Origin of the sequence: Sorangium sp. So ce406, from assembly GCF_051474675.1 — a bacterium.
GTDB lineage: Bacteria > Myxococcota_A > Polyangia > Polyangiales > Polyangiaceae > Sorangium > Sorangium cellulosum_G.
This window is the reverse complement of sequence record NZ_CP150340.1, coordinates 3841005-3863478: the sequence shown is the minus strand read 5'-3', so window position 1 is coordinate 3863478 and position 22474 is coordinate 3841005. Positions and strand designations below refer to the sequence as shown.

The following is a 22474-nucleotide window of genomic DNA, read 5'->3' as shown; positions in this document are numbered from 1 at the left end:
CTGGTGCTAGGCTCCGCCGCACATGGTCCGCGCTGTCTGTTTCGATCTGATGGATACCGTCCTCTACGACCCCTATCGCGAGGCGCTCGCCGCGGCGATCCGGGCGGTCACGCCGGCCGAGATCGCCAGGCATCGCGACCCGACGTGCTGGCCCGCGTTCGAGATCGGCGAGATCGACGAGGCCGAGTTCGTCCGCCGGTTCTTCCGGGAGGGCGCCGAGGGCGTCTCGTTCGACATCGAGGCGTTCAACCGGGTGCGCCGCGCGGGATACCGCTTCTTGCCCGGCGTGCGGGAGATCGTGGAGGCGCTCGAGGGCCGCGCGCTGCGGTTCGTGGCGAGCAATTACCCCGTGTGGGTCGAGGAGCTGCGCGAGACGTTCGCGCTCGACGTCCTCTTCGAGGGTGTCTATTCGAGCCATCACCTGCGCGTGCGCAAGCCGGCGCGCGAGTTCTTCGACAGGCTCGTGGGCCGCATCGGCGTCGCCGCGGGCGAGTGCCTGTTCGTCGACGATCGCGCGGAGAACTGCGACGCGGCCGCCGCGGTGGGGATGCGCGCGCACCGCTTCGACGGCGCCGCGGCGCTGCGCGAGCGGCTCGTCAGCGAGGGGCTGCTCGGCCGCTGAGGCGCCCGGTCGAGCCGCGCCCGGGCGCGCGGGCCGCCGTCGGCGCGCTGCGCGTCAGAGCGCCGCGCAGAGCGGGCACGACGCGCGCGTGTGGGGCGCGTCGCCGCGGTGCAGATCGAGGATGGCCCGCGAGATCTGCGCGAGCTCGCGCCGCACCTCGCGGCGCATGCCCTTCACGCGCGGGATGCTCATCGTGTCGTACGCCGTGGTCTGGTGCCGCATCCAGGCGATCACGGCCGACTCGGCGCGCCGCGCGACCGGGATCCGCTCCGTGCGGGCCACGGTGCCGCTGCCCACGGGGGTCGCGTGCTGCGTCACCTTCACCGCGAGCGCCTGCGCGAGCGCCGCGTAGCGCGGCGAGAACCGGAGGAACGCGGCGACCTCGGCCTCGAACTCGCGCACGTACTCCGCCTGATCGCGCTCCCGGCGCCGCGCGTCCGCCTCCCGCTTCTTCGCGTAGGCGGGCGTGCTCCGCTCGGCGTCGAGCGCCGCGCGGGCGGCGTCGATCGTGGCGGACGGCGCCCAGAGGCCGCGGGAGAACGTCTTGTTCCCGCGCTTCTCGACCACCATCCAGGACGGGCCCGCGAGCTTCACCCGCCGCGTGAGCCCGGCGTCGCCCGGCGGCAGGCACGCCCACCCTTCGGGCGGCGAGAGCAACGCGCCGTCGGGCGCGCGGAAACGGCGGGGATCCGGGGTGGGGGCCAGGGTCAGGCACTCGGGCATGGCAGGCGGCCGGCTTGGTAGGCCAGGTCGTTCTGCGTGTCCAGCGGACGGCGCCGGGCGCTCCGCTGCCGATGCTCGGCGCGGGGGCTACGCTCGGCGCGCGTCCTCTGCCATCTTGGCCCTCATCGCCGGGTGTCGGGTGAGGCGCCGCGCGCCGCCCGGGCGAGCAGGAGGCCAGTGTGTCGGACGACGATCGCATCAAGTGGGACGCTCGTTACCGCGAGGGGGGCGCCGATCCGGGCGCGCCCTCGGCGGTGCTCACGGCGCTCGACCCGCTGCTCCCCCGGCGCGGGCGCGCGCTCGATCTGGCCGGCGGCGCGGGGCGGCACGCCCTCTGGCTGGCGCGGCGCGGGCTCGACGTGACCCTGGCCGACATCTCCGAGGTCGGGCTCGGCGTCGCGCGGAGCGCCGCGGCCAGGGAGGGGCTCGCGCTGCGCACGATCGCGCTCGACGTGGAGCGCGATCCGCTGCCGGCGGGGCCCTGGGACCTGATCGTGATCTTCTACTTCCTCGAGCGCCGGCTCGCGGCCTGCGCCGCAGAGCTCGCCCCGGGCGGACACCTGGTCGTGGTGCATCCGACGCGGTCGAACCTGCAGCGGCACCCTCACCCGAGCGCGCGCTGGTTGCTCGAGGACGGCGAGCTCCCCGGCCTGCTCGGCGAGGCGCTCGAGGTGGTCCGCTACGACGAGGGGTGGCTCGAGGAAGGCCGCCACGAGGCCCGCGTCGTCGCGCGACGGCCGGGGTGACGGCGCCCGCGGCCCTGACGTCGTCCACGACGTGACGGCGTCCGCAGCGCCACCGACGTCGCCCGCGGCGCGGCGGCGCGCGCGGGACCGAGGCTTGCCGCGACGCGGAGATCGCGCTTTGCTCGCGCCATGCGCTTCGCCCGTATCGTGCCCCCGGAACAGGATCGCCCGGCCTTCTTCGCCCGCCTCGAGGGCGCGGCCGCGCTCGTCTACGACGAGCCCCCCTGGCTCGGCGGCAAGACCACGGGAGAGGCCGTGGCGTGGACGGATGTCGACCTCGTCTGCCCCGTGCTCCCCACGAAGATCGTCTGCGTCGGGCGCAACTACGCGGCGCACGCGCAGGAGCTCGGGAACGACGTCCCGGTCGAGCCGATGCTCTTCCTCAAGCCGCCCTCGGCGCTCATCGGCCCCGGCGAGTCGATCGTGCTCCCGCCGGAGAGCAACCGGGTCGAGCACGAGGCCGAGCTCGGCGTGATCATCGGCCGCCGCTGCAAGGCCGTTCGACCGGAGGAGGCGCTCGATCACGTGTTCGGTTACACGTGCCTCGGCGACATCACCGCGCGGGATCTGCAGCGGAAGGACGTGCAGTTCACGCGGGGCAAGGGGTTCGACACGTTCTGCCCGGTGGGGCCGTGGATCGAGACGGATCTCGACCCGGCGGCGCTCCGCGTGCGGGCGCTCGTGAACACGCAGGTGCGGCAGGACGGGATGACGGCGCAGATGCTCTGGGGCGTGCCCGCGCTGGTCGCCTACATCAGCCGGGTGATGACCCTCGAGCCCGGCGACCTCATCGCGACGGGGACGCCCCAGGGCGTGGGGCCGCTCGTGCCCGGCGACGAGCTCGTCATCGACATCGGCGGCGCCACGGCCGCGGCGCCGGGCATCGGCGCGCTGCGCGTCTCCGTCGCGGCGCCCGCGCCGGCGTCGGCGTCGGCGCAGGGCAACGGCCGCAGCGCAGCCTGAGGCGCCGCGCGCGCCGGAACCGGCGTTCTCCGGTGAGGCCCGATCGCCTCACCCGCCCCCCCGCGCCTGCGGCGTCCTGACATCGCGCCGGCGCCGTCCCGCCGCCTTCCACGGCCCGATCCGTCGCTCCAGCGAGCCGGCGCGCCCGCTGCCCGGCGTGGCAGGCCCTGTGCACTGCTCCGCGGGCGAACGCATTCCCATCCCCCACCCATCGTTGCGGCGCCGCGGCGACCCGTCGCGGGGCGCGGCGCGCGCCGCAGCAGAGTTCGAGGTCACGATGACGTCTTCCGTGAGCTACCGTCGATGGCACCCCATGGCCCTGCTCGCCTTCGGCGCGGGCGTCGGCGCGACGGGGCGCGGCGCCGCCGCGCGGGACGCGAGCTCAGAGCGACGGCCCGTCCCGGAGCACGATGGTCACGTGCGACAGCCCGGTCCCGGCGAGGAGCATCGCCTTGACGAGGAACTCGACCATGGTGTCGAGGCACTCGGCGGGTGAGAAGCCCGCCCTCCCCGCCCCGAGCAGGGGCAGCGCCATGCTCCGGAGCTTCATCGTGTCCGCGTGGTAGAAGCACCCTTCGAGCAGCCGCAGGATGAGATCGCGCGTCGGGCGGTAGGTCGCCACGTGGTCCCAGTCGAGCGTGATCGCGTGGAACACGAACCGCGCGCTCAGCCGGCCGGCGGACGTGACCACCACCCCGCCGTGCCGCACGGGCACGTATTTGCGCGTCTCCATGTGGCAGACGCCGCCGCTCCCGTGGTTCAGGGCCAGCGCCACGCCGGCCGACATGGTGAGCTGCCCGTCGTCCGCGCTCACGAGCGCGTCGGCCGACATGCCCGCGATGTTCGCGCGCACGATCGACAGCGTCCGGTCTCCGTGGAACTGGAACGCGGTCACCGGCCCGGGAGGGCCGCCCGCGAGGAGGACGGGGCGAACGCGCTGGTACTGCTCCAGGTAGGTGTGCAGCGTCAGATCGTGCGGATCCCCCCAGCGCGTGCTCTGCGCGCCCACGAGCGCGGCCTCGATCTCCTCGAACGACTGGAACCTGTCCTTCGGGTCCTTGGCCAGGCAGCGCTCCAGCACGGCCTGCACGTCCTCGTCGAGCTCGGGCCGCAGCGCCCGCGGCCGGGCCGGGATGTCCTGACGGTGCGCGAGCAGCAACGGGAGCAGCTCCTGCTCCTCGAACGGCCGCTGCCCGGTGGCTGCGTGGTAGAAAGAAGCGCCGTAGCTGTAAATGTCCGCCCGCGTGTCGCTCTCCTGCGGGCTCCAGGCCTGCTCGGGAGCCATGTAGTACGGCGTGCCGAGCACGGTCCCCATGGCCGTGAGGGGCTGCTCGCGGAGGGCCGAAGGGCCCGTCGTGGCCGTCAGGCGCGCGAGGCCGAAGTCCGCGACCTTCAGCTCCCCGGACGGCGCGATCAGCATGTTGGACGGCTTGAGGTCGCGGTGCATCACCCCGAGCTCCGTCGCGGCGGCCATCCCGCGCGCCGCGTGGAGCATGTAGCGCCGCAGATCGTCGAGCGGCAGCGGCCCGCTCTGGAGCCGCGCGGAGAGCGACGGGCCGCCCACGTACTCCATGACCATGAACGGCGACCGGCTCGAGAGGAAGCCGAAGTCGTAGCAGCTCACCACGTGCGGCGACTTGATGAGCGCCGAGATGCGCGCCTCGCGCAGCATCCGCTCCCCCGCGTTGGGGTCCGCGTGCCCGGTGAGCACCTTGATCGCCACCACCCGCGCGAGCGCGAGGTGGCGCGCGCGGAAGACGGCGCCCATCGAGCCCACGCCGAGCAGCCCCTCCACGCTGTACCGGCCAGCGAGCTCCCTGCCCAGCGTCGGCACGTCGATCATGAACGAACCTTCATGTCCACCATCGAGGATGTTCGGAACCCCGCGGGCCGCGGTCAAGGGGCACGGCGCGCCGCGCCCTAGAAGAGCGCGGCCGTGGTGGTTCCCGGCGTCCTCGAGCGCCGCCGATCGCGCCTCGTCCGCCGTCCGTTCATCCCCCGCCGCGCGTCCTCGCCCGGCACGCCCGGACGAAGCCAAGCTCGCTCTGCCCCGCCTCGATGCGGTCGATCCACCAGGCGAGCCCCGGGTACCTCGTCCGGATGAGCTCCGCCTGCTCCGCGAAGCGCGCCGCGTCTCCCCGCGCGGCGTGGAGCTCGGCGCGGAGCGCGTGCGCCTCCGGCGCGTAGACGCCATCGAGGACGTCGAGCAGGGCCGGATCCACGTCGCAGAGCGAATCCGGCCCGTACATGAGGTAGCGCAGGATCCGGTTGAAGCGCAGCGGATCGCCCGGCTCGACGCGGTCCGCGACCGGCGCGCCGCCGTCCGGAGGGAGGCTCGTCCAGCGGCCCCATGAGCCGAAGCGGGCGATCTCGGGCGCGAGCCGCCGCAGCTCCTTCTGCTCTTCGGGGCTCGGCGCCGCGAGCTCGATCGGCACCCGCGGGCTCTCCACGCGATCCGGCGGCGCCGCGTAGACGATCGCCAGCGCGTAGCTCCCGGGCTCGATCCCCGCGGGCAGGTACGACGACACGTCGATGAGCATGCGCCGGCACGCGCCCGGATCGAGGAGGAACACCGGCGTGCCGAGCTCGCGAATCACGATCGGCGAGGGCTCGACCCTGACGACCTCCTCGCCGGTGCCCGCCCGCGCGAGGCGGACGCCGATCGCGCCGGCGTTGCCCGCCCAGCTCGCGCGCGGCAGCCGCCGGATGCAGGCCCCGGGTCGATCGGCGCACACGGTGATGGCCACGTGCAGCGGAAAGCCGAGCACGTAGCGGCGATCGTGATCGATCGAGCGCAGCGCCAGGCCGGGCGGGCCGGCCGGCGTCGTCTCGTCCCGCGCGTGGTCATCCGACATGACAGCCCTTCACCTCCACCGGAGTCCCCTGTTGTTCTCCAGGCGCACGCGTCGGGTCTCCTTCACGTGGCGCCCGCACAGGTCGTTGCCGACCCGATCGGCGGTCCCCGGGATGAGCTGCTGATCGGCGTCGATCATCCAGTGGGTTCGATAGTTCATGCAGCACGTGGTCTGGCGCGGCGTCCGGTAATCGAAGTAGCCGCACTTGTGCGGCATCCCGAACGCGTGCGTGAGCTCGTGAACGATGGTGTGAAGCGTGCGCTGCTCGAAGCCGGGTCGGGGCTCCGCGAGCCCCGGGTCCCACCACGCCCGGTGATGGGTGAAGACGATGGTCCTGCCGGCGAAGTACCTCGCCGGACCGACGTCGATCGTGGGGCTCATCCCGGCGACGTAGGCGGCGCCCGGGCCCCGCACGTCGGCCTGGACGCGCGCGGGGATGCCGTAGCCCGGGGGCTCCCACGCCGCGCCCCTGCGGCGGGCGCGAGGGAAGAAGAAGATGCGGTTCCTGTACGCGTGCGCCACGGACCCGTCGCCCGCGGTGAACTGGCTCTGGATGTCGTGCGGCTCGAGCCAGAGCCGGGTCCGCGGCGGGTCCGCGAGGACGGTCGCGCTCGCGACCGAGAAGCCAATCTGCTCGCCGTCCCAGCGGAACGTGACGAAGCTCGCGTCCTGGTGCTCTCCCGGGATCTCCACGTACTCCCTGCGCCGCTCTCCCTCGCCGCCGGCCCGGATCGTGACCATCCCGGTGAACAGCAGCGCGCCCCTGGCCTGGGGCACGGGGTGCGGTTCGAGCGCGGCGATCAAGCAGAACCAGCCCGGATCCCCGGCGTGGGAGAACACCTCGCTCACGAACCGGGAGGCCGTCTCGCCGAGCGTGCCCGCGTCGAGCGCGAGCTGCTGTCGATCCTGGATCACCCGCTCTTCGGTGAAGTCGAGCTGCGTGAAGACCGGCTCGAAGTGCGCCGGCACCTGCTCCACGGCGAGCGGGGTCGCGCTCTCCATCCGGATGTACTCGACGTCGATCCTGCGCCAGAGCGTCATGATCCCTGTCTCGTCTCCGGCCGACCCGACGAGGCCCTCGGCCTCGAGCTCGGCGCGGACGATCAGGTTGTCTCCGGCGATATCGGTCATGTGGCGCCGGATCTTGCTCCTCCTTCCCTCGATCGCCGTGCTCGCGCTGGTCTCCGTCGCGTCGAGCAGCGCATAGCCCTCCGCCTCTTCCCAGCCAGGGCTCCTGTCCAGCGTCCCCTCGTTGTCGTCCTTGGCCGGTCCCACGTAGCTCTCCGCGGCGTCATAGTCGTTCTCATCGATCGCGGGAGCCCAGTCCGGGTGCACCTCCGGCCGTTCGTTGAACGGGTCGTCCGGATCGCGCGCGCTCCAGCGGATCCGCGCGCCTTCCGGGAGCTCGCCTTCGGAGCTCGTCACCTCGACGGTGATCTCGATGAGCTGCGTATTCCTTGCCCACTGCCCGTCGAGAGCTCGGTTGATGTAGACGCGCCCCTGGTCATCGAGGCTCGTGTAGCCGCGGTTGTATCCAGCGGCCCGCGTCGCCCCCGGCGGCGCCGAGCTGTCCGGAAAGCCCGGTTGATACAGGCCCTTGATGTCGATGATCCGGACGGCGCTCATCGGAGCGAGGCATTGCAAATGCCACGCTCAGCCCGGCCGTCTCCGGACGCCACATCCGCCGCGGCGAGACCTGGAATGAGCAGCGGAGTGATCCCTGGAAGCGCCGGAGTCGCGCGCCAGGGCGTCGATCCGGGCGTCGAGCGCTCGCGCGCGTGGCGGGCTGTCGTCTCGCGCTCGACGCCGCGCGGCGCGCGGACGCACCGCCCACGCGTCGCCACGCGTCGCCCACACACCATTGCCGCTTTCTCCCCGCGCCCGTTCGTGCATAGACTCCGCGCCCTCATGAGCTTTGAGCCAGTTGCAGGGTTTCGATTCGGCGCCGTCAGCGCGGGGATCCGGAAAGACGGGCGCATCGACGTCGCGCTCGCGGTCGCCGATCAGCCGGCCGTGGTGGCCGGCATGTTCACGAGGAACCTGGTGCGCGCCGCGCCCGTGGACATCGCCATGCAGCGCGTCCGGTCCGGGCGCGCCCGCGCCGTCGTCGCCAACAGCGGATGCGCCAACGCCTGCACGGGCGAGGCCGGCTGGAAGGCGGCGCTCGACACCACGCGCGCGATCGCCCAGGCCATCGGCGCCTCGGAAGACGAGGTCCTCCCCGCCTCGACCGGCGTGATCGGCGCCGTCCTGCCGGCGCACCGGATCGTCGAGCGGGTCCCCGAGCTCTCGGCGAGGCTGTCGCCCGAGGGCTACCTCGATTTCGCCCAGGCGATCTGCACGACCGACCGCTGGCCGAAGCTCTCGCAGCGCAAGCTCGGCGCGGGCGCCACGCTGCTCGGCATCGGCAAGGGCGCGGGCATGATCCACCCCGACGTGGGGCCTCCGCACGCGACGATGCTCGTCTTCCTGTTCACCGACGCCGTGATCGATCCCGGCGAGGCCAGCCTGGCGCTGTCCGCCTCGTGCGATGTGACGTTCAACGCGTGCAGCGTCGACGGGGACACCAGCACCAACGACACGGTGCTCCTCCTGTCCTCCGGCGCGTCCCAGCGCCGCGCCTCGCGCGACGAGCTCTCGGCGGCCCTCACCGAGGTCTGCGGCGAGCTCGCGCGCTCGATGGTGGCCGACGGCGAGGGGAGCACGCACGTCGCCGAGATCCGCGTCCGCGGGCTCTCGACGCGCGAGGCGGCGCGCGACGTGGCGCGCACGGTGGCCACGTCGATGCTCGTGAAGACCGCGCTGTTCGGCAAGGACGCGAACTGGGGCAGGCTGCTCGCCGCCGCGGGGCGCGCCGGCGTCCCGTTCGACCCCTCCCAGGCCCAGATCCTCGTCGGCGGCATCCCGATCGTGCGGAACGGCGGGCCCATCGGGGCGGACGCAGAGCGCCAGGCGAACGAGGTGCTCGCGCGTGACACCTACGTCATCGAGCTCGTGCTCGGCAGCGGCCCCGGCGACTTCTCCTATCTCACGAGCGATCTCGGGCACGGCTACGTCGACGTGAACGCCGGGTACCGCTCGTGATCCCCGCGCTGCGGCCGGCCGGGCCGCTCGCAGCGAGCGCACACGCGCCTTCGCCCTGACCGGAAGCGCCTGCTGCGCCCGGCACCTGTGCCGGGCGCCTGCCGGGACGGAGCGCCGGTGGTCTTTCTCCTCACGCTGCGCTTCCCCGCAGACCAGTGAACCTCACGCGACGAGCGCAGGTGAACGCAGGTTCACAGCGCGAACGGCCGGTCCTGCTTCCCGGCCCTCCTCTCCCGCCGGCCCGTGGCACGCTGCGTGTTAGCGCGCGGCATGGTAGTCGTGCGGGAGGGCCGCGCCGGTGCCGGCCGCCGCTGGAGGACTTCGATGCTTCTTCATTCCCCCCTTGCGAAGATCCTGGGTCGAGGCGCGCTGTTCCTGAGTATCGCCGCGACCGCGGCGGGCTGCGGCGGCTGCGGTGACGCATCGCTCCAGTGCGACAGCGACGGTGAGAACTGCTTTCTGTGCGACGGCTACGGCTGTCGCCCTGCGGTGCCCGACGTCACCGGCGGCGCGGGCGAGGGCGGCGCGGGCCAGGCCCCCACCGGCCAGGGCGGCGCGGGCCAGGGCGGCGCGGGCGGCGACGAGGCCGCCTGCGACGCGGAGCTCACCACGTGCCCCTGCGACGGCGACGAGGCGTGCGACGACGGCACGCGCTGCGTCGACGGGCTCTGCATCGCGGCGTGCGAGTTCAGCTATCAGTGCGGCGCCGGCCGGGTGTGCGTGAACGGCGAGTGCGCGGAGGGCTGCTCCGACAGCGTCCCCTGCGCCGAGCCCGGGACGCGCTGCGACCGCGGGGTCTGCGTGCCCGACCCCGAGAACCCCGAGTGCGGCGACGCGGCGCCGTGCGAGGGCGGCGCGATCTGCGTGGACGGCGCCTGCACCACCGGCTGCGCGACGCACGCGGACTGCGCGGACGGCGAGGTCTGCAATGCGGTGACCGGCGCGTGCATGCCCGACCCCTCGCCGCAGCCCGGCTGCGGCGGCACGGCCTGCGCGGCCCAGGGCCAGGAGTGCATGGAGGACGGCTACTGTCATTACCCGTGCGCCAGCGAACAGGCATGCCGGCTCATCGACAGCCGCTTCATCCGCTGCGAGGACGGCGTCTGCAAGACGCGGGAGGAGGTCGCGCCGGAGTGCACGCTCGACGCGCCCTGCCCCGACGGCAAAGACTGCATCTCCGGCGAGTGCCTCTGATCCACGGCTGCTGACGGAGGCCGCTCGCGCTGCTCGCCCGCCGCGACGGTCGCCGCAGGAGGTGAGAGGGGCCGTCCTCGACGCCCCCTCCTCACCACCTTCCGCTTCCGTGGTCCTTGTCCCGCACACCTTGACCGTCCGTCTCGCGGCGGGTAATCGCCTCGGATGGTCGCCCGCTCCCCTGTGCATCGGCCCGCGCTGCTCCTCGCCCGGATCGCCCGCGCCGCCGTCGTGTCGCTCGCCCTCGCCGCGCCGGGCGTCGCCGCCGCCGAGACCCGGATCGCCGTGGTCGACGTGCAGCACGCCGTGATGCAGACCGAGGACGGCATCCGCGCGCAGGCCACCCTGAAGAAGCTCTTCGACCGGCGCCAGCAGGAGCTCGACGCGAAGCAGACGGAGCTCCAGCGGGCGCGCGAGGACATCGAGAAGCAGTCGCGCGTGCTCTCGCGCGAGTCGCTGCAGAAGCGGATGGAGGACTGGCAGCGCCAGATGGTCGAGCTCCAGACCGTGTTCGTCGACTACAACAAGGAGCTGCAGAAGAAGCAGGGCGAGCTCACCGGGCCCATCATCAAGAAGATGATGATCATCGTCGCCCGGATCGCGAAGAAGACGGGCTACGAGGTCATCCTCGACAAGCAGGCGGCCCCCTACGTCCGCGCCGACCTCGACCTCACCGAGCAGATCATCCAGCTCTACAACACCGGCGGGGGCGAGGACGAAGCGGGCGGCGACAAGGCCGAGAACAAGGACGCCCCGAAGTAGCGCGCCGCGCGCGCTCGACGCCGTGAAAGGAGTCGGCCTTGCCTGACCGAACCCAAGAGCCCGTCACGCTCGACATCCATCAGATCCTGTCGATCTTGCCGCACCGTTACCCGCTCGTGATGGTCGACCGGGTGACGCAGGTCACCGCCAACAAGAGCATCCGCGGCTACAAGTGCGTCGCCTACAACGAGCCCTGGTTCCAGGGGCACTTCCCCCAGCGGCCGATCATGCCCGGGGTGCTGATCCTGGAGTCGCTCACGCAGCTCGGCGGCATCCTCGCCTATGCGTCCGACCCGTTCGACGCGACGTCGAACCTCATGTTCTTCCTCGGCATCGACAAGGCGAAGTTCCGCCACACCGTGACGCCCGGCGACCGGCTCGACCTCTACGTCGAGGTGCTGCACCACCGCTCGAACGTCTGGAAGCTGCGCGGGGAGGCGAGCGTCGACGGGACGCTCTGCGCCGAGGGGGAGATGCTCGCGTCCATCGTCGATCGGGAGCCCTGACAGAGAGGAAGATCTCGCCATGAGCCGGAGCCCGTCACCGCCGTTCGCCCGCGCCGCCGCCGTCCTTTGCGCCGCGCTCGCCCTCGCGCCAGCGGCCGGGTGCGGGGGCGCCCCGCCTGCCGCCCCGGCGCCGGTCGTCGGCGGCGGCCTGATCGGCGCCGCGGCGCCCGAGCTCGCCGCCGAGATCGTGAGCGGCGAAGGGCCCGCCACGCTCGGCGAGGCGCGCGGCAAGGTGGTGATCGTCGATTTCTGGGCGACCTACTGCCACCCCTGCCGGAAGTCGTTCCCCGCCTACCAGAAGATCGTCGATCGCTTCGGCGCCGACGTCGCCGTGATCGCCGTCGCGCTCGACGCCCCCGAGGACGTCGCGAAGGAGCAGCTCGTGGCGTTCGCGAACGAGGCCGAGGTCAGGTTCAGGATCCTCTGGGACAAGGACCAGAGCGCGGTGAAAAAGTACAACCCGCCGAGAATGCCGACCGCTTACATCGTCGATCGGAGCGGCGTCGTACGGCACGTCCACGCGGGCTACGAGGACGGCGAGGAGGAGACGATCTCCCGCGAAATCGAGGCGCTGCTCGGCCCGGCCTCCTCTCCTTGAGCCAGGTGCGAAGGCGGCGGTTGTCCTCATGTCCCCTACCCTGATCCGACGCGTCTCGGTCGAGACGCTCGACATCCCGCTGCACGAGCCGTTCGGCATCGCCGGCGGCGCGCAGGAGCGCGCGGAGAACCTCCTCGTCACCGTGGAGCTCGCCGACGGCACGCTCGGCTTCGGCGAGGCGGCGCCGCTGCCGGCCTTCAACGGCGAGACGCAGGAGGCGTCGCGCGCCGCCGCCCTCTCGCTGCGCGGCGCCGCGGTGGGCGCGGACGCGCGCGCGTGGCGCGCGATCGCGGGCGCGCTCCGGGCGGCCGCCCTTACGATGCGCGGCGGCGCGGGCGCGGCGCGCTGCGCGATCGAGACGGCGGTCCTCGACGCGCTCGCGAGGCGCGCGGGCATGCCGCTCTGGGCCTTCTTCGGCGGCGCCGGGACGGCGCTCACGACCGACATCACGATCACCACGGGCTCGCCGGAGCGCGCGGAGGAGGCCGCCCGGCGCGCGTCGGCGATGGGCTTCAGCATCCTCAAGGTGAAGGTCGGCGGCCGCCTCGCCGCGTCGGACCCGGCGCGCATCGAGGCGATCCACGGGGCGGCGCCGCGCGCGTCGCTGATCCTCGACGGCAACGGCGGGCTCACGGCGGGCGAGGCGGTCGCGCTCATCGCGCACGCGCGCGGGCTCGGCGCGGACGTCGCGCTCCTGGAGCAGCCGGTGCCGCGGGACGACTGGGAGGGCATGAAGGAGGTCACGCGGCGCGCCGGGGTCGACGTGGCCGCCGACGAGAGCGCCACGTGCGCGGAGGACGTCCTCCGCATCGCGGCGGAGCGCGCGGCGACCGTCGTCAACATCAAGCTGATGAAGGGCGGCATCGCGGAGGCGCTCGACATCGCGGCGGTCGCCCGCGCAGCGGGGCTGCGGCTCATGATCGGCGGGATGGTCGAGTCGGTGCTCGCGATGACGATGTCGGCGTGCTTCGCCGCCGGCCTGGGCGGGTTCTCGTTCGTCGATCTCGACACGCCGATGTTCCTCGCCGAGAACCCCTTCGACGGCGGCTTCACCCAGGCGGGGCCGGCGCTCTCGCTCGACGCGATCGGCGCGGGGCACGGCGTCGCCCCGAAGCGGCGCGCGCCCGAGGCCGGTTAGCGCGCCGATCCTGGGGCGCCCTCAGGCCGCCGGCGCCGCGCCGATCCACGCCGGCACGCCGAGCTGGTCGAACGGGCCGCGCAGGTCGTCGGGCAGCGGCGCGGCGAGGCGCAGCGGGGCGCCCGTCTCGGGGTGGGCGACGGCGAGCTCGGCCGCGTGGAGCGCGAGGCGGTGCAGCGCGTAGCGCTCGCGGAAGAGGCGGTTGTGCTCGCCCTTGCCGTAGTTCACATCGCCGATGATCGGGTGGCTGATGTGCTTGAGGTGCCTGCGCACCTGGTGCAGGCGGCCCGTGCGCGGCCGCGCCTCGACGACGGCGTAGCGCTCGAGCGCGTGGAGCCGCTCGAACTCGGTGACGGCCGGCACGCGCGGGCCGCCCTCGCGCCGCGGGATCGGATGATCGATGCACCCGCGCTCCGGGGGCACGCCGCGGACGAGCGCCAGGTAGCGCTTCCGCGCGAGGCCCTGCTCGAACTGCGCGCCGAGCAGCGCGGCGGCGGCGGCGTCGAGCGCGACGAGCAGCACGCCGCTCGTCGCCCGATCGAGGCGGTGCACCGGGAAGACCTTCCGGCCGAGCGCGCGCTCGGCGAGATCGACGAAGACGACCGGCGCGTCGCCCCAGCCGCGGTGCACGAGCAGCCCGGACGGCTTCGCGAAGGCCGCGACGCGGTCGTCGAGGTGGAGCAGGGGGAGCTGCATCGCGGACCGCGCTCAGCCGGTCCCGAGCGCGAGGTAGCGCGCGAGCCGCTGGTACAGGGCGGCCGCGAGCTCGGCGTCGTGCTCGCAGACCTCGGCGAAGTCGTCCTTGCGGATCCGGATGAGCCGCGTCCGGCCCGCCGCGACGGGCAGCTCGCCCTTGCGCCGCGCGCCCACGAGCGACTCGGGGAAGAGCAGCCCGGACGAGCCGATCCGCCGCCCGTCCGGCAGGTCCACGGCCCCGTCGAGCACCAGGTAAGCGACCAGATCGCTCGCGACGTCGCGCGGGATCCGATCGCCCGCGCTGAGCTCCACCTCGACGCCCGCCGCGAGCGCGCCCAGCACCGCGGCGGGGCTCATGCCGGAGAGCAGCGGGCACGCGGAGAGCACCGAGAGCTCGCGCGACGACGGCCCGGCGTCGTCCGCGCGCTTGACGAAGCGCTCCTTGATGTCGATGACGATCGCGCTCGCGTTGTCGAGCCCTCCCCGCTCGCGCGCGTGCTTGAGGAGGCCGGCCGCGACGTCGTCGGGGCCGCCCTTCGCGCAGAAGCGCGAGAGCGACGCCTCGCTGTCGATCGCGTTGTGGACGCCGTCGGTGCAGAGGAGGATGCGGTCGCCGCGGGAGAGATCCACGAACAGCGTGTCGACGGAGACGGTGCCCGCGAGCCCGATCGCGTTCACGAGCGGGTTCCGTTGCGGCTTCCTGGCCGGGGTCGCGTTGCCGGCCGCGCGGAGCGTATCGTAGAGGGCGTGGTCCTGGGTGAGCTGGACGGTGGTCGTCGGGCGAACCAGGTAGGCGCGGCTGTCGCCGGCGTGGGCGAAGAACGCCCGGCTGTGCGCGAGCACCACGAAGTCGAGCGTGGTGCCCATCCCCTGGTAGCTCGGCTCCTTGCGGCGCGCCTCGAGGATGGCGGCGTGCGCGGCCTCGGCGACGCGGCGGAGCAGCGCGAACACCTCGCGGCGCGCCTCGATGTTCGGGTCGGCCACGTAGGCGTCGAGGATCGCGGCCGCGGGCGGGCGGAGCACCTCGTCGCGCACCGTGTCGATCGCGATCTGGGCGGCGACCTCGCCGGCGGCGTGGCCCCCCATCCCGTCCGCGATGGCGAAGAGGGCGAGCTCCGGGCAGCAGAGGAGCCGGTCCTCGTTGCTCGGGCGGACGAGGCCGACATCGGTCGATGCGGCGAACTCGATGCGGTAGTCGAAGCGCGGAAGGATCCGGGACACCGCGACCAGGATAGACACCGCGCGGGCGGCGTCAAAATGGCTTGGCTTCTGACGACCGCGCGGCCGCGCCACGCTCGCTCACCTCCGCGCTCGCCCGCCCGCGGCCGCCTCGCGCTCGCCCCTCCGGCGTGCGCTCCCTGCCGCCCGGAGCGCGGCGGTGCGCGCCGCGCGGCGTTGCCGGGCGCACGCCGGCGCGAGCCCGGCGCGCCCTGCTGCCGGGCGCGGGCGCGGCCGTGCCCCCGGCGGACACACCAGCGTCCAACGCGCACGGATCCACGGTTGGCCCGAGTCTCGCGTGTTCGGGGGGCATGCAACTCATCGAGGTGGACGCCGGGCGCTTTCGGCTCGAATTCGGCGGTGGGCTCGGGCTGGAGGTCATCCTCCTGTTCAGCCGCTCGGTCGCCTTCTGGCGCTGGGGCGGCGAGCTCGTCGCGGAGGTCAGCGTCGGCGTGAGCTGAGCCGGACAACCGTCGTCTCGACCCGCGCCCAGCGACGCAGCAGATTCGAGGCGTCTGCGAAAGAGCCCCAGACGAAAAATTCCGGTAGGATTCGGCTCGACCGCATGAGGCCTTGCTGCTGTCTGCACTCCACCACGCTCCTCCCTGCCGCGGACTCACCGCAGGCTCGCACAGCGATTCCGCCGTTCACGCCCGAGCTCGGCGGGCAGACGCGGCCGGCGCGATCGGCGCAGCGAGCGCTCTCGGGCGCGACGTCGCGCAGAACGTGGAGCGCGCGATGAGCGTGCAACCGCGCATCGACGTCGCGACGATGCGGCGCGCCCTGTCGACCGCCGAGGCGGTGATGGCGCTGAACCCTCCCGAGTCGCCGATGGTCGAGGGGTACCGCCTGTTCCGCGTCTCGGGCGGCGACGTCGCGTGGCTCGATCTGCCGGCGAACAGCGGCGCGTACGCCGTCTTCGGCTCGCACCCGCGCTGCGACGTGAAGTTCGCCTCGGGCGACGACGTGTGCGTGCGCCACCTGGTCGCCACCTGCTGCAACCTCGGCGACGGCGGCTTCGGGCTGCGGCTCATGGATCTACAGACCTCGATCCCGTTCTTCGTCGACGACGACGTGCCGCGGCGATCGATCGTGGTCAGCGGCCCGCTGCTCGTGCGCATCGGCAAGCACGTGGTCGGCGGCATCCCGGTGGGGCCGCGGGCCTCGTCGCGGGTGCTGCAGGTGAGCTCGTGCGGGATGAGCGAGCCGCCGCGCGGCCTCGAGAGCGTCTCCGAGAAGCCCGCGGTCGAGGGCGCCGCGCCCCAGGCGCCGACCGAGGGCATCACGACCAGCCACCGCTTCGCGCGCGGCGAGATCTCGCACATCACGTCGGTGCGCCCCGTCTCGCACATCGAGGAGATGGTGGCCCCGCGAGCGAAGACCGGGTACGTGCGGCTCACGCTGCAGTCGAGCGACCGCAGCGCCGCGGTCGAGCTGCCCGAGCAGGCGCTCGACGACGGCGTGCTGCTCGGGCGCGCCGACAACTGCCTGGATCGCGGGCTGCGCGCCGTGCTGAGCACGCACATCTCGCGGACGCACCTGCTGCTCCTGCGGGACGGCACCGAGATCATGGCGCTCGATCTCTGCTCGACGAACGGGACGAGGTACGCGGGCCAGAAGGTCCGCCGCGTGATGATCCCCGCCGAGGGCCTGGCCCTCACGCTGGGCCCCGAGCTGACGCTGATCTGGCACCCCCAGCCCTGAAGCCGGACGCGAGACCGCCGCCCGGGTGAGGCGCCGAGCGAGGAGGCCTGAGGCGCCGAGCGAGGAGGCCTGAGGCGCCGAGCGAGGAGGCCCCGCTCGGCGTCGCTGCGCGCCAGGGCGATCGGCGCCCTACGACAGGAGCTGGCGCGCGATGACGATGCGCTGGATCTGGCTCGTGCCTTCGTAGATCTGGAGGACCTTGGCGTCGCGCATCATCTTCTCGACGGGGTACTCCTTCACGTAGCCGTTGCCGCCGAACACCTGGACGGCGTCGACGGCGGTCTGCATCGCGCTGTCGGCGCCGTAGGCCTTCGCGAAGCTCGAGACGATCGGGTCGCGCACCCCGTGATCGAGGTTCCACGCGGCCTTCTGGTAGAGCAGGCGCGTCCCCTCGACGCGGATCGCCATCTCCGCGAGCATCCACTGGATGAGCTGGTGGTTGCCGATCGGCTGGCCGAACGTCTTGCGCTCCTTGGCGTAGGCGACGCACTCGTCGACGCAGCGCCGCATCAGGCCGGTCGCGGCCGCGCCGATGTCGGGGCGGGTCTGGTTGAAGGTCTCCATCGCGAGCTTGAAGCCTTGCCCCTCCGTTGCGAGGAGGTTCTGCTTCGGCACCTTCACGTCCTCGAGGAACACCTGGGCCGTGTCGCTCGCGCGCTGGCCGAGCTTGTCCTCCTTCTTGCCGACGCGGAGGCCGGGCGTGTCGCGATCGACGATGAACGCCGCGATGCCCTTGTGCCGGAGCTCCGGGTTCGAGGTCGCGAAGATCACGTAGAAGCGCGCGAAGCTCGCGTTCGTGATCCAGCACTTCTGCCCGTTCAGCACGTAGTCGTCCCCGTGCTTCGTGAAGCGGGTCTTGAGGCCGGCGACGTCGCTGCCGGCGTCCGGCTCGCTCGTGCAGTAGCTCGCCATGATCGGCTCGGCGGTGAGCATGCCGAGGTACTTCTTCTTCTGCTCCTCGCTGCCCGCGAGCTTGATGGGCGTGAGCGCGAGCCCGTTGGCGAGGAAGCTCGTCTGGATCCCGGTACACCCGTAGGAGAGCTCCTCGGCGAGCAGCGCGTTCTCGAGCTCGCCCATCCCCGGGCCGCCGTACTCGGCCGGGCACGTCGGGTTGACGAGGCCGATGTTCCAGCCCTCCAGGAAGACGTCCATCGGGAAGTACGATTTCTGATCGCACTCGGCCGCGATCGGGGTGATGCGCTCCTTCGTGAAGCGGCGCGCCGTATCGATGAGAGCCTTGTGCTCTTCGCTCACAGAGAAATCGACCACCTGGGACCTCCGGCTAGTGGGGCAGGCGCGGCGCTCGCCGCGCCGGCCGGCAACGCGGGACGAGGGCTCGCGCCCCCGTCACTCCTTCATTCTGCGCCTACGTCGCTCGAGCTCGGCGCGCACGGCGCGGCTGCCCAAGATGTAGCCGATGATGAGCCCCAGCATCAGCACCACGGGGATGTAGAGCGCGTGCTGCGGGGTCATCTCCCCGAGGTTAGGCATCAGCTCGTCCCCTGGCCCGAGCTGGCCCGCGCCCGCTGCAAGGCGGCCTCGAGCGCGTCGATGCGGCGATCGATCTGCTTCTGCCGGCGCCAGGAGAGGAAGACCATCGCAAAGACGATGAGCCAGATCGCGGCGTAGGCCTCGACGAGCAGCTTCTCCCCGCTCTGGAGCTCGTTCCCCCCCTCTACGGGGCGGAACGCCTGCGCTCGGTCGTCCGTGGTGGTGCCCGTCGGTTGCTGAAGGGCCGCGTGAGCGAACAAGGAATGAAGGGAATTCACGTTCTCAGTCCTCTCCGATGCCGACTTCGAGGGCCTCTTGCTCGAGCTCCGCGAGCCGCGCGGACGCGAGATCGACGCGGAGGCGCGCCCACAGGAGCGCGAGGGAGAGCAGCGTGAACGCGAGGAAGCCGAAGCCGAGCGCCAACTTCATGTCAGGGTGCCCGAGGCCGCCGCCTTTGCCCGTGATGACCGTGGGATGGTTACCGCCCCACATCTTTACCGAATAATGGATGATCGGCAGGTTGGCCGCGCCGAGGACGCCGAGGGCCGCGGCGAACTTGCGTTCGGCGTGGCTATCGCCGGTGAAGGCGCGGAGCACGACATAGGCGATGTAGATAAGGACGCTGAGCAGCGAGGTGGTCAGGCGTGGATCCCACGTCCAGTACACGCCCCACGCCTTGGCCGCCCACAGCGGGCCGGTGATGAGGACGATCAGGCCCATCGCCACGGCGACCTGCGCGCCGGATTTCGCCAGCGAGTCCCACCACTGGGTGCCGCGCGCGAGGTAGCCGGCGGAGCCGATGAAGCAGGCGGTCGCGCCGAGGTACATCGCGTACCCGGCGGGGGCGTGGAAGTAGAAGATCTTCTGCACGACCCCCATCGAGGCCTCCGTCGGCACGACGTAGGCGACGAAATGAAGAGTGCCGATGATGGCCGCCGCCGCCGCGGCGAGCAGGACCGAAAACGCGATGCTGGAGCCGCCCGAGGCGCCGCGGCGCGCCGCGTCCCCGCTCGCTGCCACGGCCATTCTGTGCGGCGCCCGCCTGTCGTCAGCTCCCATGCTGGGGCGCACGGTAGTGCCAAGGACGGCCGCGTTCAAGCCGCGGTGCGCGCGGAGGCCGGCCCGACGGAGCGACGGCGGCTCCCTGGCTCAGCGCGTCCGGTCTCATGGCTCAGGTGCCGTCTGGCGCGATCGCGTCCCAGCCGGTCGCCTTCGCGAGGCGCGACATCGCCATGTCGAGATCCATCGTCGCGTTGAGCTGATTGAAGCGGTTCGTCGCGTACGCCTTGGCCGGATCGATGAGGTCCTTCTCGGCCATCGTCCCGACGTCGATCCCTTGTTGCACCATCACGAGCCAGCGCTTGCCGTACCTCGCCGCCTTGGCGTAGGCATCGAGGCGCCGCTGGGCCTCCACGACCTCGGCGTAGGCGGTCTCGACCTCGGTCGCGACGCCGCCCATGGCGAACCGCTGCGTCGCGGCCATCTCCTCGAGCTGCGCCTCGGCGAAGCGGACGCGGGCCGACTGCGGGAGCAGGTCGAGCTTCCACTGCAGCACGAGCGCGGCGCCGTAGTGGAAGTAATTGCCGGGGTCGCTGGTGAACGGGTTGAGCTGATCGGCGACCTCGGGCGCGGCGCTCACGCCGACCTGGAGGCCGAGGCCGATGTCGGGGAAGAGCTGCGCGCGCGCGAGCCGCACCTGCGCGGTCCGCGCGTCGAGGCCCGCGCGCGCTTGCGCGAGCTCCGGCCGGTACAGGCGCGCCGCGGTGAGGTAGCGGCTGACGTGCCCGAGCCGGTGCTTCGGCGGGCGGATCGGGACGTCGGGGATGTCGAGATCCGGGACGCCCGTGTAGAAGCGCAGCCCGGCCAGCGCGACCGCGATGTACTTGTCGACCTCCGCCCCGCGCGCCTCGAGCTCGGCGCCGAAGGTCTGCAGCTTGAGGAGCTCGATGGGATCGCCCTCCTCGCGCTCGACCTGCTCCTCCAGGCGCTGGAGCGCCTTGTCCATCTCGCGCCGCACGTCCGTGAGCAGGCTCCGCGAGTCGCGCGCGAGCTGGAGGCCGAAGTAGGCCTTGCGGACGTCGAGCCGGACCGCGTCACGCTCCTTCTCCACGTTCGCCTGGTTCACGCGGACGTTCGCCTCGGCGGCGTCCCAGAGGCTCGTGATCTTGCCGAAGGTCCAGAGCGGCACGACGCCGTCGATGTTCCCGCGCCAGGCGACGCCGAGGCTCGAGGTGAGCGAGACGTCGGTGTTCGGGCTGAAGACGTTGTTGCCGCGGACGGTCGGCGCGAGCGCGACGCCCCCGGTCAGCTTGAACTGCGAGAACGGGGCGTAGTGGGCCTCGTCGAGCTGCGCGCGGACCTGGTTGAGCCGCGCGCGGGCGGCGGCGACGTTCGGGTGATTGCGGTCGGCGAGCGCGAGGACGCGGGGGAGATCGTGGACCATCGCCGCTTGCCGCCGGGGCGCCTCGCCGGCGTCGGCGGCGGCGGCAGGGGACGGGGTGAGCCGGACCGCGAGGGAGACGGCGGCGGCGACAAGGGCACCTCGTGCAGCGCGTCGGGCCATTTTCGGCGCAACGTAGCACGAGCCGGCCGCGCGCTTGCGCGGCGTGGGGCGTGGCGCCGGTGGAGCGCGTCAGCCCGCGTCGTCCCCGTCGGGCCCCGCCTCCGCGTCCGCGTCCGCCGCCGGCGTTCCCGGCTGCCTGTCCGCCTGCGCGTCTCGCGCCTCCAGCGCTTCTTGCGCCTCCTGCGCTTCTTGCGTCGATTCCTCGTCTCCCCTCGCCGCGATCTTCTTCTTGAGTCTCCGGAAATTCGAGCGATCCATGCCCGCCTGCCGCGCCGCCTCGCTCAGGTTGTTGCCCGTGCGCTGCAGCAGGCGCCGGACGTAGATCTGATCGAACGCGTCGACGGCGCGCTCCTTGGCCTCCGCATACGGGAGCTCGCAGAGCTGCGCGGGCAGGACGAGCGCGTCCCGGGGGGGACGGCGCTCCGGCCCCACGCGCCCCGACACCGACGGCGGGAGATCCGCGGGCAGGATCGCCTCGCCGCGCGCGGAGATCACGGCGTGCTCGATCGCGCTCTCGAGCTCGCGGGCGTTGCCCGGCCAGGCGTGCTCGCGCAGGAGCCGCGCCGCCTCGGGGCCGATCCGCCGGACGTCGCGGTCATGGGCGCGCGCGTACCGGTTCAGGTAGTGGCTCGCGAGCAGCGCGATGTCCTCCCGGCGCCGCCGGAGCGGCGGCAGCTCGACGAGGATGACGCCGAGGCGGTAGAGGAGGTCCTCGCGAAACTGGCCGGCAGCGGCGCGCTCCCTCAGGTCCGCGCACGTCGACGCGATGACCCGCACATCGACGCGCCGCGGCTCGCCCCCTGCCCTCGCGATCTCGCCGTGCGTGAGGACCCGGAGCAGCCTGGCCTGAGCCGCGGGCGACAGCGCCGAGACCTCGTCGAGGAAGAGCGTGCCGTTGTCCGCCGCTTCGACCAGGCCCGCGCTGGCGTGCCCGTCCGGCGCGGCGTCGCGATCTCCCTCGAAGAGCTCCTCCTCGGCGCGCGGCCCGGGGAGCGCGCTGCAGTCGACCGCGACGAAGCGCGCCCCAGCGCGTGGACCGCGCCGGTGGACGGCGCGCGCGACGAGCTCCCTGCCCGTCCCGCGCTCGCCGATCAGCAGGATGGGCGCCGTCAGGGCCGCGACGCCGAGCGCCTTCCGGTGCGCCTCCTGCATCGCGGCGGAGCTCGTGATCACCTCGCCGAGCTGCTCGTGCTCGCCGACCCGCTCCTCGAGCGCCCTGGCGCGGGCGACGAGCCGCCGGCGCTCGATCGCGCGCTCGACGGCGATGGAGGCCGCCGCCTCCGGATCGACGGGCTTCATCACGAACGCGTACGCGCCGGCGCGCACGGCCGCGACCGCCGCCTCGACCTCGCTGTGGCCGGCCATCACCACGACCTCGACGTCGGGGAACCTCGCCTTGATCTGCTCGAGCACCTCGGCGCCGCCCATGCGCGGCATGGCGAGGTCGAGCAGCACGGCCTCGACGCGGGTGGTCGCGAGCAGCCCGAGCGCGGCGGGGCCGTCCTCCGCGGTGAGGACGTCGAAGTCGCGCACGAGCGCGCGCGCCAGGCCGCGGCGCTGGGCCGGCTCGTCGTCGACCAGGAGGATGCGGGCGCGAGCGGCGGCGTTCAC

Annotated in this window: 23 protein-coding genes; 11 read left to right on the top strand and 12 right to left on the bottom strand. The window is 72.8% G+C overall.

Annotated elements, in window-relative coordinates; all coding sequences use genetic code 11:
* The first annotated feature begins 22 nt into the window (after nt 1-22).
* A complete protein-coding gene (locus tag WME96_RS14390) occupies nt 23-622 on the top strand; it encodes an HAD family hydrolase (RefSeq protein WP_437290689.1) in 600 nt (199 codons plus the stop codon).
* A 54-nt stretch (nt 623-676) separates the two neighbouring features.
* Here the strand turns inward: WME96_RS14390 and WME96_RS14385 are convergent, their stop codons facing one another.
* The gene (locus WME96_RS14385; RefSeq protein WP_437290688.1) at nt 677-1345 is read right to left on the bottom strand and encodes a DUF2293 domain-containing protein; all 669 of its coding nucleotides are present in this window, start codon (nt 1343-1345) and stop codon (nt 677-679) included.
* Between the two features lie 179 nt (nt 1346-1524).
* Here WME96_RS14385 and WME96_RS14380 point away from each other — a divergent pair, with 179 nt between their 5' ends.
* Together WME96_RS14380 and WME96_RS14375 are read left to right on the top strand one after the other, a co-directional pair.
* Nucleotides 1525-2091 carry a class I SAM-dependent methyltransferase gene (locus WME96_RS14380; protein ID WP_437290687.1) on the top strand — a complete coding sequence of 189 codons (567 nt, stop codon included), beginning with the start codon at nt 1525-1527 and terminating at the stop codon, nt 2089-2091.
* Nucleotides 2092-2220: 129 nt separating this feature from the next.
* Entirely contained in the window at nt 2221-3054 is an 834-nt protein-coding gene (locus WME96_RS14375) for a fumarylacetoacetate hydrolase family protein (RefSeq protein WP_437290686.1), read from the top strand.
* 382 nt (nt 3055-3436) lie between these two features.
* Here the strand turns inward: WME96_RS14375 and WME96_RS14370 are convergent, their stop codons facing one another.
* The 3 genes from WME96_RS14370 to WME96_RS14360 form a co-directional block, all read right to left on the bottom strand.
* The gene (locus tag WME96_RS14370; protein WP_437290685.1) at nt 3437-4897 is read right to left on the bottom strand and encodes a serine/threonine-protein kinase; all 1461 of its coding nucleotides are present in this window, start codon (nt 4895-4897) and stop codon (nt 3437-3439) included.
* 148 nt (nt 4898-5045) lie between these two features.
* On the bottom strand, nt 5046-5909 hold the full coding sequence (locus WME96_RS14365) for a hypothetical protein (RefSeq protein ID WP_437290684.1): 864 nt from the start codon (nt 5907-5909) through the stop codon (nt 5046-5048).
* A gap of 9 nt (nt 5910-5918) precedes the next feature.
* Nucleotides 5919-7535: a hypothetical protein gene (locus tag WME96_RS14360; RefSeq protein WP_437290683.1), complete on the bottom strand. Its 1617-nt coding sequence runs from the start codon at nt 7533-7535 to the stop codon at nt 5919-5921.
* Nucleotides 7536-7817: 282 nt separating this feature from the next.
* On the opposite strand from WME96_RS14360, the gene argJ reads away from it, so the two are divergent.
* The 6 genes from argJ (at nt 7818) to WME96_RS14330 (ending at nt 13191) form a co-directional block, all read left to right on the top strand.
* Complete coding sequence (gene argJ, locus WME96_RS14355; protein WP_437290682.1) at nt 7818-8993, top strand: bifunctional glutamate N-acetyltransferase/amino-acid acetyltransferase ArgJ; 1176 nt, start codon at nt 7818-7820, stop codon at nt 8991-8993.
* A gap of 324 nt (nt 8994-9317) precedes the next feature.
* Nucleotides 9318-10187: a hypothetical protein gene (locus WME96_RS14350; RefSeq protein WP_437290681.1), complete on the top strand. Its 870-nt coding sequence runs from the start codon at nt 9318-9320 to the stop codon at nt 10185-10187.
* Nucleotides 10188-10352: 165 nt separating this feature from the next.
* On the top strand, nt 10353-10949 hold the full coding sequence (locus WME96_RS14345; protein ID WP_437290680.1) for an OmpH family outer membrane protein: 597 nt from the start codon (nt 10353-10355) through the stop codon (nt 10947-10949).
* A 38-nt stretch (nt 10950-10987) separates the two neighbouring features.
* Entirely contained in the window at nt 10988-11455 is a 468-nt protein-coding gene (gene fabZ / locus WME96_RS14340; protein ID WP_433936017.1) for a 3-hydroxyacyl-ACP dehydratase FabZ, read from the top strand.
* A gap of 19 nt (nt 11456-11474) precedes the next feature.
* Nucleotides 11475-12053, top strand: a complete 579-nt coding sequence (locus WME96_RS14335) for a TlpA family protein disulfide reductase (protein ID WP_437290679.1) — start codon at nt 11475-11477, stop codon at nt 12051-12053.
* A 28-nt stretch (nt 12054-12081) separates the two neighbouring features.
* Nucleotides 12082-13191, top strand: a complete 1110-nt coding sequence (locus tag WME96_RS14330) for a dipeptide epimerase (RefSeq protein WP_437290678.1) — start codon at nt 12082-12084, stop codon at nt 13189-13191.
* A 21-nt stretch (nt 13192-13212) separates the two neighbouring features.
* Here the strand turns inward: WME96_RS14330 and WME96_RS14325 are convergent, their stop codons facing one another.
* Together WME96_RS14325 and WME96_RS14320 are read right to left on the bottom strand one after the other, a co-directional pair.
* On the bottom strand, nt 13213-13887 hold the full coding sequence (locus WME96_RS14325; RefSeq protein ID WP_433937763.1) for a pseudouridine synthase: 675 nt from the start codon (nt 13885-13887) through the stop codon (nt 13213-13215).
* A 12-nt stretch (nt 13888-13899) separates the two neighbouring features.
* On the bottom strand, nt 13900-15108 hold the full coding sequence (locus WME96_RS14320) for a protein phosphatase 2C domain-containing protein (protein WP_437290677.1): 1209 nt from the start codon (nt 15106-15108) through the stop codon (nt 13900-13902).
* 308 nt (nt 15109-15416) lie between these two features.
* On the opposite strand from WME96_RS14320, the gene WME96_RS14315 reads away from it, so the two are divergent.
* Complete coding sequence (locus tag WME96_RS14315) at nt 15417-15566, top strand: hypothetical protein (RefSeq protein ID WP_155799138.1); 150 nt, start codon at nt 15417-15419, stop codon at nt 15564-15566.
* A 277-nt stretch (nt 15567-15843) separates the two neighbouring features.
* Entirely contained in the window at nt 15844-16809 is a 966-nt protein-coding gene (locus tag WME96_RS14310; RefSeq protein ID WP_433936013.1) for an FHA domain-containing protein, read from the top strand.
* 129 nt (nt 16810-16938) lie between these two features.
* Here WME96_RS14310 and WME96_RS14305 read toward each other — a convergent pair whose 3' ends face one another.
* The 6 genes from WME96_RS14305 to WME96_RS14280 all read right to left on the bottom strand — a co-directional run bounded on the left by WME96_RS14305 (nt 16939) and on the right by WME96_RS14280 (nt 22474).
* Nucleotides 16939-18078, bottom strand: a complete 1140-nt coding sequence (locus tag WME96_RS14305; protein WP_437290676.1) for an acyl-CoA dehydrogenase family protein — start codon at nt 18076-18078, stop codon at nt 16939-16941.
* Nucleotides 18079-18156: 78 nt separating this feature from the next.
* Nucleotides 18157-18282 (bottom strand): hypothetical protein, encoded by a 126-nt coding sequence (locus WME96_RS14300; RefSeq protein ID WP_437290675.1) that lies wholly within the window; start codon nt 18280-18282, stop codon nt 18157-18159.
* Nucleotides 18283-18299: 17 nt separating this feature from the next.
* The gene (locus WME96_RS14295; RefSeq protein ID WP_437290674.1) at nt 18300-18578 is read right to left on the bottom strand and encodes a CcmD family protein; all 279 of its coding nucleotides are present in this window, start codon (nt 18576-18578) and stop codon (nt 18300-18302) included.
* 4 nt (nt 18579-18582) lie between these two features.
* Nucleotides 18583-19326: a cytochrome c biogenesis protein CcsA gene (gene ccsA / locus WME96_RS14290; RefSeq protein WP_433936010.1), complete on the bottom strand. Its 744-nt coding sequence runs from the start codon at nt 19324-19326 to the stop codon at nt 18583-18585.
* A 145-nt stretch (nt 19327-19471) separates the two neighbouring features.
* A complete protein-coding gene (locus WME96_RS14285) occupies nt 19472-20863 on the bottom strand; it encodes a TolC family protein (RefSeq protein ID WP_437290673.1) in 1392 nt (463 codons plus the stop codon).
* Nucleotides 20864-20932: 69 nt separating this feature from the next.
* Nucleotides 20933-22474 carry a sigma-54-dependent transcriptional regulator gene (locus WME96_RS14280; RefSeq protein ID WP_437290672.1) on the bottom strand — a complete coding sequence of 514 codons (1542 nt, stop codon included), beginning with the start codon at nt 22472-22474 and terminating at the stop codon, nt 20933-20935.